Annotated in this window: 13 protein-coding genes; 8 read left to right on the top strand and 5 right to left on the bottom strand. The window is 42.8% G+C overall.

Annotated features, from left to right (window positions below):
* Nucleotides 1-269 precede the first annotated feature (269 nt).
* Both CHX27_RS02765 and CHX27_RS02770 read right to left on the bottom strand, forming a co-directional pair.
* Nucleotides 270-695 (bottom strand): PH domain-containing protein, encoded by a 426-nt coding sequence (locus tag CHX27_RS02765; protein ID WP_094485240.1) that lies wholly within the window; start codon nt 693-695, stop codon nt 270-272.
* Nucleotides 696-1053: 358 nt separating this feature from the next.
* Nucleotides 1054-3066, bottom strand: coding sequence for a M13 family metallopeptidase (locus CHX27_RS02770; protein ID WP_094485241.1), 2013 nt, complete (start codon nt 3064-3066; stop codon nt 1054-1056).
* Between the two features lie 165 nt (nt 3067-3231).
* Between CHX27_RS02770 and CHX27_RS02775 the strand changes: the two genes are divergently transcribed.
* The 4 genes from CHX27_RS02775 (at nt 3232) to CHX27_RS02790 (ending at nt 7930) form a co-directional block, all read left to right on the top strand.
* A complete protein-coding gene (locus CHX27_RS02775; protein WP_094485252.1) occupies nt 3232-3858 on the top strand; it encodes an SCO family protein in 627 nt (208 codons plus the stop codon).
* A gap of 65 nt (nt 3859-3923) precedes the next feature.
* Entirely contained in the window at nt 3924-6185 is a 2262-nt protein-coding gene (locus CHX27_RS02780) for a helix-turn-helix domain-containing protein (RefSeq protein WP_094485242.1), read from the top strand.
* A 201-nt stretch (nt 6186-6386) separates the two neighbouring features.
* Complete coding sequence (locus tag CHX27_RS02785) at nt 6387-7535, top strand: DNA polymerase III subunit (RefSeq protein WP_094485243.1); 1149 nt, start codon at nt 6387-6389, stop codon at nt 7533-7535.
* Nucleotides 7536-7537: 2 nt separating this feature from the next.
* Nucleotides 7538-7930 (top strand): DoxX family protein, encoded by a 393-nt coding sequence (locus CHX27_RS02790; protein ID WP_094485244.1) that lies wholly within the window; start codon nt 7538-7540, stop codon nt 7928-7930.
* On the opposite strand, the gene CHX27_RS02795 is transcribed toward CHX27_RS02790, so the two are convergent.
* The 3 genes from CHX27_RS02795 to CHX27_RS02805 are packed head-to-tail and all read right to left on the bottom strand — an operon-like array spanning nt 7927 to nt 10317.
* Nucleotides 7927-8580 (bottom strand): HD domain-containing protein, encoded by a 654-nt coding sequence (locus CHX27_RS02795; protein WP_094485245.1) that lies wholly within the window; start codon nt 8578-8580, stop codon nt 7927-7929. The genes CHX27_RS02790 and CHX27_RS02795 overlap by 4 nt on opposite strands.
* Nucleotides 8580-9569 (bottom strand): acyl-ACP desaturase, encoded by a 990-nt coding sequence (locus tag CHX27_RS02800; protein WP_094485246.1) that lies wholly within the window; start codon nt 9567-9569, stop codon nt 8580-8582. Before CHX27_RS02800 ends, CHX27_RS02795 begins: the two co-directional genes overlap by 1 nt.
* A gap of 13 nt (nt 9570-9582) precedes the next feature.
* A complete protein-coding gene (locus tag CHX27_RS02805) occupies nt 9583-10317 on the bottom strand; it encodes a lysophospholipid acyltransferase family protein (RefSeq protein ID WP_094485247.1) in 735 nt (244 codons plus the stop codon).
* A 192-nt stretch (nt 10318-10509) separates the two neighbouring features.
* On the opposite strand from CHX27_RS02805, the gene recA reads away from it, so the two are divergent.
* The 4 genes from recA to CHX27_RS02825 all read left to right on the top strand — a co-directional run bounded on the left by recA (nt 10510) and on the right by CHX27_RS02825 (nt 14254).
* Nucleotides 10510-11511 carry a recombinase RecA gene (recA, locus tag CHX27_RS02810; RefSeq protein ID WP_094485248.1) on the top strand — a complete coding sequence of 334 codons (1002 nt, stop codon included), beginning with the start codon at nt 10510-10512 and terminating at the stop codon, nt 11509-11511.
* Nucleotides 11512-11578: 67 nt separating this feature from the next.
* A complete protein-coding gene (locus CHX27_RS02815; protein WP_094485249.1) occupies nt 11579-12025 on the top strand; it encodes a hypothetical protein in 447 nt (148 codons plus the stop codon).
* Nucleotides 12026-12041: 16 nt separating this feature from the next.
* Complete coding sequence (locus CHX27_RS02820; RefSeq protein ID WP_094485250.1) at nt 12042-12587, top strand: RNA polymerase sigma factor; 546 nt, start codon at nt 12042-12044, stop codon at nt 12585-12587.
* Nucleotides 12584-14254, top strand: coding sequence for a porin family protein (locus CHX27_RS02825; RefSeq protein WP_094485251.1), 1671 nt, complete (start codon nt 12584-12586; stop codon nt 14252-14254). The genes CHX27_RS02820 and CHX27_RS02825 overlap by 4 nt, the downstream gene beginning before the upstream one ends.
* The last annotated feature ends 270 nt before the right edge of the window (nt 14255-14524 follow it).

Raw genomic sequence — 14524 nt, forward strand, 5'->3', positions numbered from 1 at the left:
ATCTGTGAGCTTCGGTGTTTTCTGTGCGCTATAAAAGCTGGTGCCTGAGCGGGTCAAAGGCAGCTTATTGAAGGGTTAACCGCAAAGGTCGCGAAGATTTACGCAAAGGTGCAAAGCGGAATTTTTGCAGTATTGAGATTTGAGTCCCGATAGCTATCGGGAAAGACTGCGTGACGTTCACCACTTAACGTTTCGTTTTTGGGAAGTTAGTTCCGATAGCTATCGGAATAGTCCCGATTGCTATCGGGACAGAAGCGTTTCGTTAGCGTTTACTCTCTTTTCGGATTGTAGAAAATATTCGGATTTCGCGCAAGAAGCTCGGCGATAAACTGATCTTGGTTTTGTGGTGAAATCAAAATATCGTCGAATTTATTGTAGCGAATGCGCAAACGATTCAAGCTGAGCGCCGGCGAACTACTGAGGTCGCGACTCGGGCGTACTTCTCGTATCTTTTCGATTGGAATTTTGAGGTTGTACAGAAACAAACACTTGATTTGCAGCTGTTCGTTGGTAATTCGGTATTCGAGTTTTAAAGTCAAAAGCAAGATGAATAAGAAAAATCCGCCGCTTAAAAACACGTTGAAAAAGCCGATTCCATCAAAAAAAGCGGTGATGGTACAAGCTGCAAAAAATACCGTAACGAGCGGAAGTATAAAACCTTTTCGAGACTTAAACGAAATGTAGTTGGTTTCCATATGTTCAGAAAATGAGTTCGATTTAAAAATTGCGGTCAGAAAACAGAGAAATGGTTGAATACAAGGCGGATTTTTATTGGGATACTGTAGTATCGCAAAAAAATCTAACGCTGTAGGCAGCCGTTTATCTGTTTAGTGTGGAAGCTGTTGCTTTTCATTGCTGTTTGATTTCATAATTTGTTGATTTAAAGCGATCTGAAAAAGATTTTTAATCGAACTCAGGTTCAGAGACGTTTTTCTGCGCGACCGGTTGCAGCGGCAGCCCACAGCCCCAAGGTTTCCTTGGGGCGAGGACTACAGCGGAAAACGGGACGGCAAAACCGTAATTTTTTCCACTAATTAGTTTTGCCGGCGCGCCCTACCAAATCTTAACACGCTGATCAGGAGCTAAATACATGCCGTCTCCGGGTTTCACATCAAACGCTTTGTAGAACGAATCGACGTTCATAAGCGGCACATAAGCGCGGTACTGACCTGGGGAATGCGGATCGGTTTTCACCATATTTTTCATGGCTTCGTCGCGCATTTTCGAACGCCAAATCGTTGCCCAAGAAATGAAAAAGCGCTGTTCTGGCGTAAAACCATCGATGTTTGCCGGGCGACCTTCTTGCTGCAAATGCAACTGCAAACCGTCGTAGGCCGCGCTAACACCACCTAAATCTCCGATATTTTCACCTAAGGTAAATTTTCCATCGACAAACGTCCCTGGAATAGGCTCTAACTTGCTGTACTGATCGGCCAATGCTCCAGTCAAGGCTGTAAATTGCTTTAAATCTTCGGGTGTCCACCAATCAACCAAATTACCTTCGGCATTGTATCGCGCACCCGAATCGTCGAAACCGTGCGAAATTTCGTGACCGATAACTGCTCCAATTCCGCCGTAGTTCACCGCTTCATCGGCTTTGTAATCGTAGAACGGCGGTTGCAAAATAGCCGCTGGAAACACAATTTCGTTGTACGACGGATTGTAATACGCATTTACCGTTTGAGGCGACATGCCCCAGCGGTCTTTATCAACAGGTTTCTGCAAATCGGCTACATTTTCTGCATAACGCCAACGCGCTAAAGCCAAACTGTTTTCGAAATACGTACCGCCTTCCTCTGGCGATTTTACCACCAAGTCGCTATAATCTTTCCATTTATCAGGATAACCAATTTTTACGCGGCTTTTCTCAAGCTTTGCGATCGCACTTTTACGCGTTTCGGCCGACATCCACGGCAAATTATTGATTCGGTTTTCAAAAGCTTTAATCACATTAGCGATCATTTTCTGTGCTTTTGCTTTTGCTTCTGGTGGAAATTTTTTCTCAACATATAGTTTTCCGAGTGCCTCGCCCAGAGCGCCGTTAACTACAGAAAGCGCACGTTCGTCGAGTGGACGTTCTTTAAGCGCGCCCGTTAGGGTTTTGCTATAAAACTCCCAATTTGCAGTTTCGATTGCCTCAGAAAGTTTACCGGAATGACGGTTAATGAGCGTCCATTTTAAATACGCTTTCCAAGCTTCGGTATTATTTTCGCCTAAACGTCGGCTTAGTTCTTTGAAGAATCTTGGCTGTGTAACGATTATGTTATTTGTTTTAATACCTGCCGCTGCAAGATATTGGCTCCAATTGAAATTAGGAGCGAGATCTTGCAATTCTTTGATGGTCATCGGGTTGTAAGACAAACGACGATCGCGACGTTCAACTCTTGTGAATTGCGTTTCGGCCATCGCTGTTTCGAGTTCCAAAATATCAGCGGCAGCTTTCTCACTGTTCTTAATGCCCGCCATTTTAAGCATTCGAGCCACATGACTTTTATATTTTTCGCGCTTGTCTTTCGAATCAGCTTCTTGCGAAACGTAATAATCGCGATCGGGTAATCCCAAACTACCTGGGTACGCTTTCAAAGTATTCTTATTAGAATCTTTTTCATCGGCACTAATTCCCATTCCAAAAAAACCACCGCCACCGATAGGCTCCATGTCTTGCAAATAGTTTTGAAGGTCGGCAACCGATTTTATTTTATCTATTTTATCAAAAAAAGGTTTTAAGGGTTTAAATCCTTGTGCATTTCGAGTTTTTAAATCCAAAACGCTGCGGTAATACGCCAAGGCTTTTCCTTGATCAGAGTCAGGTGTATACATTTTGGAGGACAAAGCTTCGTTGACTATCACCAACATATCTTTATCTGTATTTTGACGAAGTTCATCGAAGCTTCCCCATCGAGTTTTATCGGCAGGAATTTGGGTGTTGTCGAGCCATTTCCCGTTAACAAATCTGAAAAAATCTTGTTGTGGAGCTACGTTTCGATCCATCAAATTAAGATTAATTCCCGGAGTTTGAGCCAGTGCAAGGCTGCTCATACATAAAAGTGCAACTATATATCTCATAACAATTTGTGATAAAGTAACAAATGTATCTAAACAAGGGTTCACATTCTGTTAAGTTTGTCAAAAAGTGCGGAAATCGTATGGCAGTAGGCCTTGCCTTCACGTAATTTTGCAAAAAATTTCGCGGTGAATATCTGGAAGCGTTATCGAATTTTTATCATCAGCATGCTGGTCTTTGCTGCCGTTTTCCTGACAACGGCGTATCAGTTTTTAAAACCGAGCGAGCGACTACCCGTGTTTAGTCCGGCTGATGTAAATCCGGAAATGGTCGATTCGACCGTACAGCACATCGGACGCGCGCACAAGATTGCCGACTGGTCGTTCACAAATCAAAACGGCAAGAAAATCAGTCAGCGTGACTTTGAAGGTAAAATTTATGTTGCCGACTTTTTCTTTTGTACATGTACTACGATTTGCCCAATAATGACAAAGAATTTAGGAAAGGTACAAGCGGCATTTCGCGATAATCCTGAGGTTTTGTTATTGTCGCACACGGTGATGCCCGACATCGATTCGGTTCCTGTTTTACGGAAATATGCAACCGAAAAAGGCGTGATCGATAATAAGTGGCATTTGGTAACAGGAAAAAAGGAGGACATTTACTATTTGGCGCGTAAATCGTATTTAGCCGTAAAAACAGCCAACAGCAGCGAATTGTACGATATGGTGCACACCGAGAACTTAATTTTAGTAGATCGTGAGCGACGCATTCGCGGATTTTACGACGGTACAAAAGATGCCGATATTGATAGATTGATTTCGGATATACAGTTTTTGCTTACGCAGAAGTAGTTCGTGGCGGAAGAGAAGAACTTCGGAGATAAATAATTATCTTAGCTTTTTTAATACACGCCAAAATGGAAGATTTTTCGCCCGAAGCTGGTTATTTGCTTCGCTTTGTAAATCAAACGAAGTATCCTGTTTTCCTGACTGGAAAAGCCGGTACAGGAAAAACCACACTCCTCAAACATCTCATTAAAACCACGCACAAGCACGCGGTCGTTGTAGCGCCCACAGGAATTGCTGCGCTCAATGCGGGCGGCGTTACGATACATTCGCTGTTTCAAATTCCACCTGCTTTATTTTTGCCAACCGACGAACGTACGCATTACCGAACCGACGTAAAAGTGGAAACTCCAAGTACCATTCGGAAGCATTTTCGGATGAATCGCGTAAAAAAAACACTGCTCACTCAACTCGAATTATTGGTAATTGATGAAGTGAGTATGTTGCGCCCCGATTTGCTCGATGCGATCGATTTTGCCTTGCGACACACACGCAAAAGTCAGGCACCCTTTGGTGGTGTTCAGGTACTTTTCATAGGCGATTTACTACAGTTACCTCCTGTAATTAAAGATCAGGAATGGCTTTTAATGCAAAAATACTACGGCGGGAAATTCTTTTTCGACGCGCGCTGTTTGCAGCAATCAACGCCCGTTTACATCGAGTTAAAGCACATTTATCGACAATCGGATCCGACGTTTTTGGAGATTCTGAACAATCTGCGTCACAATACAATCACCAGTGAAAATTTAGCGATTTTAAACAAACATGTCGTTTCCGATAGGAACTTGAAAGCAGCAAAAAACGCCATTTTACTCACCACACACAACCGAAAAGCCGATGTAGTAAACGAGTCGGAATTAGCAGAAATAGCCAGTAAAGAATTTCAGTTTCGGGCCGAAATCATCGACGATTTTCCAGATCGTTTGTATCCCATTCCCGAAGTGTTGAGTTTGAAAGTGGGTGCACGCGTTATGTTTATTAAAAACGATATGGCGCCCAACAAAAGATACTTTAACGGCAAAATGGCAACGGTCACCTTTTTGTCGAGCGCCGAAATCAAAGTGGTTTGCGACGACAGTACTGAAACGATCGATGTGGAGCGCTTTGAATGGCAGAATATGAAATACGAGCTCAACGACAACCGTGAAATCAAAGAAACGGTTATCGGCACCTTTACACACTTTCCGTTAAAGTTGGCTTGGGCAATTACGGTACATAAAAGTCAGGGCTTAACCTTCGATCGCGCGGTTGTTGATGTAGCCGATGTTTTTCAACCCGGACAAGCCTATGTTGCGTTGTCCCGCATTCGCAGTTTGGAAGGCGTCATGTTGTTGAGTCCGTTACATTTTAACGGTATTGAGAACGATAAAAGTGTGGAAGCATACACCGCTGCGCAACCTGGAACCGAGCAATTGGCCGGACATTTGGAGCACGCGCGAAAAGTGTATTTGCTGGAATTTTTGCAAGCCGTTTTCGATTTTTCAGTTTTGGAAAAAGCCTTGGGCGACTTTCAATTTCAGTTTGCGATGGGTGTAAAAACAGCCGAAACCTTGCACGGTGTTTGGGCAAAACAATCGTATAAACGTTGCTTGGAACTGGGAGCACCCGCAGCGCAATTTCGCCGACAAATTCACAGTATTCTGGCTGCCGAAAAGGTCGATGAGATCTTTCTGAAAGAACGTGTTCGAAAAGCATTTCAGTATTTTTTCGCTTTCGCGGAAGAGATAAGCATTGGCTTGTACGACAACTTGATTCTCACCTCAAAACAGAAGAAGTCGAAAGAAGTAAATCAAGCCTTGGTAGAATTAGAGGATGTTTTTCTAAACACGGTTTATAAACTTTTCAAAGCCAGACAATATGCCGATTTAGGCGAAGAAGCCGAATGGACCAAAGAGAGTTTATTGGGAGAGTCGTTTAAAGATTTCGCGCGTAAAAATTGGCTGGCTGCAAGAGAGCGCTTACAAGCCGTTTCGCTCGTGGCGGAAGAGGAAGAGGTTGAATATCCGCAGAAGAAAAAAGCCAAACAAAAGCCGGATACGGTGAATGAAACGTACTTGCTGGTGAGCGAAGGCATGCCAATTGAAGACATCGCTGCGGTGCGGAAACTCTCGGTTGGTACCATTTATACGCATATCTCTAAACTAATTGCACAAGGAAAGTGCAACATTTCTGATTTTCTACCTGAAGATCAGCAACAAAAACTGGCCGTTTTGTTCGAAACTTACGACTCAAGTGCTGGGTTAGGGCCGCTTCGGGAAGCCTCAAACAACGAATTTTCTTGGGATGAACTGAGGCTTTACAAAGGTTACTTAGAGGCGCAACAAACCACCTAAAGAGGCGAGTTTACGAAAATTATATCCGTGCATTTCGTCACCAATAACCAACTGCAGTTGTGTCTACTGCTTTTTGACGGTACAGATTTTGGGCTTTTATGTAAGAAAAATCGATACTTTTTAAGCTAAAGTGTAAAATAATTAATACCGATTTCAGCTGGCGCATCGTGCGGAATACTTCTGCAAAACTTATATTTGCGTATGCTATTTTCATCCATTCCCGGTCACGAACACCTAAAAAAGCAGCTGGTTCACAGTGCGCAGAACGGTCGAATTGCCCACACGCAACTGTTTATCGGCCCCGAAGGCAGCGGAACTTTGCCTATGGCGCTGGCCTATGCCCGCTACTTGCTGTGCAACAATGTAGGTTTTGAAAACGAAGGCGGAAACAGCAGCTGTAATTCAAAAGTGGCTAGTTTGCAACATCCCGATTTGCACTTTTATTTCCCAACACCCTCAGGAACTGCTGGCAGTAAAGCGATGAGTTCGGAAGAGCTGTATCCGGAATGGCGACAGTTTCTTTACGAGCGACCGTTTGGGTCTCTTGCCGAATGGTTTACGCATGCGGGTGGCGATGGTAAACAGGGAGAGATTCGAGCTACTGATGCCGATTCGATTGCACGCGTCATCGGGATGAAATCGTACGAAGGTGGAAAAAAAGTTCTGATTGTTTGGCGAGCTGAACTTATGAATAACAGTACGGCTAATAAGCTGTTGAAGATTCTCGAGGAACCCTCAGACGATACGTTCATCATTTTATTGGTTGAAAATCCAGATGAGTTATTGCCAACAGTACGTTCGCGCTGTCAGGAAATCGAATTCCGTCCGTTTTCTGAAAGTCACGTTGCTGATTTCTTAAACGCGCGACTTACGCTCGATACCGCAAAGGTTAAAATGTTGGCAGCTCGATCGCAAGGAAACTTGAGCAAGGCGTTGTTATTGGCAGAAGAGAACGATGCCGAATTAGAATTTGAAAAATGGTTTGTTGATTGGGTTCGTGCAGCTTTTTCGGCGAAGGGAAATCCGGGAGCAATTAAAAGTCTGATTTCATGGAGCGAAGATTTAGCCGGAATTGGTCGGGAGCGCCAAAAACGTTTTTTGAGTTTTTGTGCCGAAATGTTCCGACAAGCGTTGTTAACTAATTACGGTGCCGGTTCATTGACGTATATTGTTCCTGAATACGGAAATTTTAAACTAGAGAAGTTTGCTCCTTTTGTTCACGGCGGAAATATCGTTGGTATTTTTCAAGAAATTGAAGACGCCATGTATCACATCGAACGAAACGCCAACGCAAAAATTATTTTTACCGATTTATCAATAAAACTAACTCGTTATATACACGCAAAATAGTTATGGAATTACAAAACCCTGTTCGCCTTTTATTGCTTTTGTTTCTGGCAATCACTTTTATACAATCAGGCTACGACAAGCTCATGTACTGGAAAGATAATCTCAATTGGCTGAAATCGCATTTTGCAAAAACACCCATTAAAGATATGGTTCCCATGTCGTTGGGTTTGATTTTAGCTTTGGAGTTAATTGCAGGAATTGCTTCTGCTGCCGGAATTATTCAACTACTCACCAACAGCGGCGAAAGTTTCGGATTTTACGGTGCGGTAACCTCAGCGGTAACGTTATTGTTTTTACTGTTAGGACAACGTATGGCAAAAGATTACGAAGGTGCGAAAACCATTGTAATCTATTTCATTCCGACGCTGCTTGCTGTGCATTTGTTTGCGCATTAAGCTAAATCCGTTCCATCCCACTCTGCGTAGAAGCGATCTAGGAACTCCAGCATATAATCATGCCGTTTCTGCGCCCAAATCTTAGCTGTTTTGGTGTGCATTCGATCTTTCAATAAAAGCAGCTTCTCGTAGAAATGATTAATCGTTGGCTGTTCCTCATTGCGGTAATTCTCGGCGGTTAATTCCGTTCGTGGTTTAATATCTGGATTGTACAAGGCACGGTTTTTAAACCCTCCGTAATTAAACGTACGTGCAATCCCTATGGCGCCAATGGCATCCAAACGGTCGGCATCTTGCACAATCTGAAATTCCAACGAAGGTGTTTCCACGAAAGTGCCACCGCCTTTAAACGACATATTGGCAATTATAAAGCAAACATGCGTTATTGTGGTTTCTGGAACGTTGATTTTAGTTAAAAATTCGGCGGCAACTTTCGCTCCTAACGAATCGTCGCCACCGTTAAATTTAGCATCTGAAATATCGTGTAATAATGCGGCTAATGCAACCACAGTGTTGTCTGCCGATTCTTCTTCGGCAAGTCGTAACGCAATTTTATACACGCGTAAAATGTGGTTAATGTCGTGTCCGCCTTCGGCATGAGCCAAGGTATCACGCACAAAAACCAGCGTTTGCCCAATAAAGTCGGGCATTAGGCAATTGTAGCAGGTTCAACCCATTTAAACAACGTTGCTTCCGCAGGAATGATGAGTCGCTCAGAAACTTTTGCCATCCGTGCAGGCAATTTCATTAAGTAATCGCGCGCTTTCTCGGCTTCGTCAGTCAGATTTGACAATTTATCGATTTGCCATTTGTCGATCAACTTCTGCATAATTTCCACATAATCGTTGGCGGTGTAAACCCCAATGCGCTGTGCCGAATCGGAAAAGTTCAAAAACGCCGAAGATATTTTTTCGCCGCTTTCGCGAAGAAACTGAGCCGGCATCACAATTTTTTGCTTCATCATGTAATTGAACGCCAAAAGCATTTCACTCGGATCGACTTTGAAAATCTGATTCACAAATTCGCTGTACGCGTGGTGGTGACGCATTTCATCGCCGGCAATAATTTTACAGATTTTCGACAACTTCTTTTCCCCGTACTGTCTGGCAATTTGCGCCACACGATTGTGTGAAATATAAGTTGCGAGTTCTTGGAAAGAGGTGTACACGAAATTTTTGTATGGATCTTGACCAGTTCCGATATCGAAGCCGTCGGAAATTAAGTGTTGGGTGGTAACCTCTACTTCGCGCATGTTCACACGACCAGATAAATACAAATACTTATTTAATAAATCGCCGTGACGGTTCTCTTCTCCAGTCCAATGGCGTACCCATTTCGACCAGCCGTTGCGCTCTTGTTGGTTCACCCCTTCCACTTCCATTAACCACGATTCGTAAGTAGGTAATGCTTCTTCGGTAATGGTGTCGCCAACAAGTGTTACCCAAAAATCGTAGGGCAAATCTTTGGCAATTTCGCGCAATTCGGCAATTTCTTGCAGAAAAGTGTCGGAATCAGGTTGTGGAAGAAAGTCGGATGGCTGCCAAATCTTGTCGATTGGAATCAAAAATTCGTCCATGAAGGAATCGATTTTCTGTTCCAAAAACTGCATGACTTCCAATCGGATGTTTTTTATAGACATATAAATTTTAAGTTTAGTATTTAAGTGCGGAAACGACCGCCGCTTCGGTTTTTGCGAGTAAGTCGTCGACTTCGAAATCGGAGACCTTCAATGCTTTATGAGCTGTAAAGATAAGCCGATTTCCCAAGCCTGCGGGAAAGAATCCGAATTTAACGATTGTCCAACTGTTGTTAATAGAAATCGGAACAACATAGGCTGAAGGAGCTGTTTTGAACAGAATTTTAAGTCCGGTTTGCTGAAACGGTTTCGGAATACCTGTTTTGCTGCGTGTTCCTTCGGGAAAAATTACAGCTGCGCGATTATTTGCTTCAATATATTTTCCGAGTTTTTGAATGGCGGGGATTGCCTGTTTTGGATCTTTCCGATCGATGAGTACCGAGCCGCCGTGTCGCAAATTAAAAGATACCGACGGAATCCCTTTTCCGAGTTCTTTTTTACTTACGAATTTTGGATGTGCTTTGCGGAAATACCAAATGATGGTAATGATGTCGTACATACTCTGATGATTCGCAACAAATATAACTGGTACTCCTTTGGGAACATTTTCAAGTCCTTCTACTGTATAACGAGTTCCGAGTATACGCGTAGCCGACAACAATCCGAAATTTAGATAATCGACACTTTTTTTATGAGCCTGATACCCAAAAACGTTCAAACAGATATATTGAATTGGGTGAAAAATCACCAACAACAACCCAAACACCAGGTAGTAAATAAGGGTAATCGGATAAGAGATTATGCGTTCCATAAACATTCAAATGTGTGCAAAAGTAGGAAAATGACGGGATTAGCGGGCATTTATCTCTTACGAGAAGCCAAAAACACCCTAAAAAGGCACCTGCATTTTGATACAAAATTTCTCAAAACCTTACGGAAAAACCGTAATCAAAAAACGATATTTGCTTTACTTTTACGCAATTAAAAGCCAATACATTTTTTTATGAGTACAGAGAAAGAATCAAAATTGAAAGCATTACAACTTACTTTAGATAAGTTAGATAAGACTTATGGAAAAGGAACTGTAATGAAAATGGGAGACAAAGCGATTGAGGAAGTTGAAGTTATTTCGTCCGGTTCGCTCGGTCTCGATTTGGCGCTAGGCGTCAATGGATATCCTAAGGGAAGAATTATCGAAATATATGGTCCGGAATCTTCGGGTAAGACAACTTTAACTTTACACGCTATTGCAGAAGCGCAAAAGGCGGGCGGAATCGCTGCTTTTATCGATGCGGAACACGCCTTTGATCGTCATTACGCAGAAAAACTCGGCGTAGATATCGAAAATCTAATCATTTCACAACCTGATAACGGGGAACAAGCACTGGAAATTGCCGAAAACTTAATTCGTTCCGGTGCCATCGATATCGTGGTAATCGACTCTGTAGCTGCGTTAACGCCAAAAAGCGAAATCGAAGGCGAGATGGGCGATTCGAAAATGGGATTGCATGCGCGTTTGATGTCGCAAGCGCTTCGAAAACTTACCGGAACTATCAGCAAAACGAACTGTACGGTATTTTTCATCAACCAGTTACGTGAAAAAATTGGTGTTATGTTCGGTAACCCAGAAACTACAACCGGTGGTAATGCATTGAAATTTTATGCTTCGGTACGATTAGACATTCGTCGTGCGTCACAAATTAAAGACGGCGAAAACGTGATCGGGAACCGCACTAAAGTAAAAGTCATCAAAAACAAAGTTGCACCGCCATTTAAAACTGCCGAGTTCGACATTATGTACGGCGAAGGAGTTTCAAAAACAGGAGAAATTCTAGACTTAGCTGTTGAATTTGAAATCATTCGCAAGTCGGGATCTTGGTTTAGCTACGCCGACACAAAGTTAGGGCAAGGACGAGATGCAGTTAAAGCATTAATCAAAGATAATCCAGAATTATCCGAAGAATTAGAACAAAAAATTAAGACGCATATCAAAGAATCCGCATAGATTTTACTGCCCGCAGACCGCGGGCATTTTTTTTACGCAACCGCTTCGTACTTTTAGCATCTAAAACATGACCAAAGAAAAGAAAAGAAAAATGAAGTTTTTGAAAATTGCTCTTCTGTCGTTTGTTATAGCATTGAGTTTTAACAGCTGCTCTATAGACGATAACGCCCCGAACTACAGTTTTGAAGTAATCCCTGTAGAAGGTTTCACTGTTCCCGACAGTTTTGAAACCGGCGGACTTTACACTATTACGTTACAATACCGCATGCCTACCAATTGCCATATTTACAGCGGTATTTATTACGAAAAGTCTAGTGATACACGTGTCATCGGAATTACCTCACAAGTACCAACCGGTGCTGTTTGTAATACCGCCGTACCTGAATTGAGAACTGCAACGTTTCAGTTTGAGTGCACGCCTGGATATCAGCACTATGTTTTTAAATTCTACAAAGGAAAAGACGATCAAGGAAATAACATTTTTGAAGAAGTAACTATTCCTGTTAACTATTAATACTGACCTTTAAGGAGTGAATCTCGACGAATTGATAGCCGGCTGTAAAGAAAACGACCTGAAATCGCAGGCCGCTGTCTATCAATTGTTTTCAGCGAAGTTCTTCGGTGTTTGCATGAAATATTCATCGAGTTACGCCGAAGCCCAAGACAATCTTCAGGATGGATTTTTAATCATTTTCGATAAAATAAAACAATATTCCGGAAAAGGATCGTTTGAAGGTTGGGCAAAACGAATCATGATTAACAACGCGTTGCAAAAATTTAGAGGGCAACGCTACCTCGAAGTTGTGAATGAAAATATTCCAGATGAAACAGAAATCGATCTCGACGACGATTCCGTTTCTCTCGATTTCTTAATGAAAATCATTCAAGAACTTCCCGAAAGATACCGCTTGTGCTTTAGTTTATATGTTCTGGATGGCTATTCGCACAATGAAATCAGCGAAATGTTGAACATCGCAACCGGAACAACCAAATCTAATCTGGCTCGTGCTCGCATGATCCTAAAAGAAAAAATCGACTTACACACCGGCAAAAAGTCGGCAATAGCATTACAATGAAAGAGAGAAAGAACATAGATCGTTTATTTCAGGAAAAGTTCAAGGACTTTGAGCAAGTTCCTGACCCAGTAGTTTGGGAAAATATCGAACATGCGCTTTTGCAAAAGAAAAAGCGACGTGTAATCCCAATCTGGTGGAAACTTGCTGGTGCAGCCGCCATCCTAATTCCCATGATTTTTGGTTTACAACTATTGTTTACCAATAATTCGAGTACATCTTTGCCTGTTTCTGGCAACGAATCTGAAAACGGAATGGTAGCCAAACCTTCTGCAAAGCCAGATACAACGGAAACTCAAAATCCGAACGAACAAAATCCGAACGACGAGAACAGTGCGGCAAACGGAAACAACAACCCAAGTTCCAGCGAAGCTGTTGCCACCGCAGCCGGTGCTGAAAATAAAGCTTCTGAAAACGCTCAAGGAACAAAGCCGACAAATGCTTCTACATCGAATCGTACAACTACTGCCAACGAAAATGCTGTAGCTAGCAGCGAAGAGCTTGGCACGAAAGTAAAACGCAACAGTACTGTTAAGAAAACAAAAAACACTGATATAAATAGTCAAAACAACCGCAGCGAAAATGCCGTGGCAACTGCTGGCACAACCCGAAAACCGAAATCGAAGAAACTGCGCCAGAACGCTGTTAACACAACGCAAAGTTCAACCGCTGTTGCGCTGCAAAATTCAGTGAACAACCAAACGAATAACGCGGCGAACAACCCGAACAGCAATACAGCTATCCCTGAGTTAAAACCGCTCGACAAAGATCCGCTCGTGTACGCTTTGCCTGAAACAAGCAATGGTGCAAACAACGCAAATACAGACACAAAAACTGTAGGAAAACCTGTGGAAACAGTAACTGAAAACGCTGTCGCTGCTGTTCCCGAAACCAACCCGTTAGAGCAGTTACTGCAACAGCAAACCGAAAAAACCGATACAAAAACCGCCGAGGCAAAACGAGAAAAATGGCAAATAACACCCAATGTGGCGCCCATTTATTTCAACTCTGCGGGCAACGGTTCGCCGATACATACAGCCTTTGCAACTAACGATAAATCGTATGACCGTTCTATGTCGGTCGGAATTAACGTTAACTACGCGATAAATAAACGTTTTGCTATCCGAACAGGAGTGAACAAATTCCAGCTCGGCTATGAAACCAACGAAGTTGCATTTATAGCCGCGTTAGAACCGCAAGTTTTTGAAACTACGACCGTAACTCCCGCAGCTCGTGGCGTGGCCGTTGTGAACCGTTCACAAATGGAAACGGGTGCTTTGGCTGTCGACGCAGCAATGCAACAATCAACTATGGGTTTCATGAATCAAGAGTTTGGCTATTTTGAAGTGCCGCTCGAAATGTCGTACAAAGTGCTCGATTCTAAATTCGGAATTAATGTAATTGGCGGTTTGAGTACGTTATTCTTAGCCGAAAACAATGTTTCGTTGCGCAGCGATTCGTTTAGCACCAGTTTAGGAGAAGCCACAAACTTAAACGATGTACACTTTAGTTCTAACATTGGTTTGGGCTTTCAGTACCGCTTTTTCAAGAATTTCGAGCTCAATTTCGAGCCCATGTTTAAGTATCAAATCAACACATTTAGTCGCGATGCCGGCAACTTCCGTCCGTATTTCGTCGCACTTTATTCCGGAATCAGTTACCGATTCTAATACAACTTTCAAGCGAATTTATAGATGCGGATCTTCGGGTTCGCATTTTTTTTTGGGCGCTCCCCGTCCCACGCAAATCCCACCCACGGGTCAGGCCGTACGCTACCCCGATAGCTATCGGGGTACCTCTCGGCAACCGCCGCTCGTAGTAACCTGAGTTCGATTAAAAATCATTGTCAGAGCGCTTAAATTACGCAAATCGTAAAATCAAATAGTAATCGAAATGAACAACTTCCACGCTAAACAGATAAACGGCTGCCTACTTCGTTA

Origin of the sequence: Flavobacterium aurantiibacter (assembly GCF_002251775.1) — a bacterium.
In the GTDB taxonomy this organism is placed as follows: domain Bacteria; phylum Bacteroidota; class Bacteroidia; order Flavobacteriales; family Flavobacteriaceae; genus Flavobacterium; species Flavobacterium aurantiibacter.

Coding starts and splice junctions, on each gene's coding strand:
- CHX27_RS02785 (WP_094485243.1), top strand. CDS start 6,387: ATGCTATTTTCATCCATTCCCGGTCACGAACACCTAAAAAAGCAGCTG.
- CHX27_RS02805 (WP_094485247.1), bottom strand. CDS start 10,317: ATGGAACGCATAATCTCTTATCCGATTACCCTTATTTACTACCTGGTG.
- CHX27_RS02780 (WP_094485242.1), top strand. CDS start 3,924: ATGGAAGATTTTTCGCCCGAAGCTGGTTATTTGCTTCGCTTTGTAAAT.
- recA (WP_094485248.1), top strand. CDS start 10,510: ATGAGTACAGAGAAAGAATCAAAATTGAAAGCATTACAACTTACTTTA.
- CHX27_RS02795 (WP_094485245.1), bottom strand. CDS start 8,580: ATGCCCGACTTTATTGGGCAAACGCTGGTTTTTGTGCGTGATACCTTG.
- CHX27_RS02775 (WP_094485252.1), top strand. CDS start 3,232: ATGCTGGTCTTTGCTGCCGTTTTCCTGACAACGGCGTATCAGTTTTTA.
- CHX27_RS02765 (WP_094485240.1), bottom strand. CDS start 695: ATGGAAACCAACTACATTTCGTTTAAGTCTCGAAAAGGTTTTATACTT.
- CHX27_RS02800 (WP_094485246.1), bottom strand. CDS start 9,569: ATGTCTATAAAAAACATCCGATTGGAAGTCATGCAGTTTTTGGAACAG.
- CHX27_RS02790 (WP_094485244.1), top strand. CDS start 7,538: ATGGAATTACAAAACCCTGTTCGCCTTTTATTGCTTTTGTTTCTGGCA.
- CHX27_RS02770 (WP_094485241.1), bottom strand. CDS start 3,066: ATGAGATATATAGTTGCACTTTTATGTATGAGCAGCCTTGCACTGGCT.
- CHX27_RS02825 (WP_094485251.1), top strand. CDS start 12,584: ATGAAAGAGAGAAAGAACATAGATCGTTTATTTCAGGAAAAGTTCAAG.
- CHX27_RS02815 (WP_094485249.1), top strand. CDS start 11,579: ATGACCAAAGAAAAGAAAAGAAAAATGAAGTTTTTGAAAATTGCTCTT.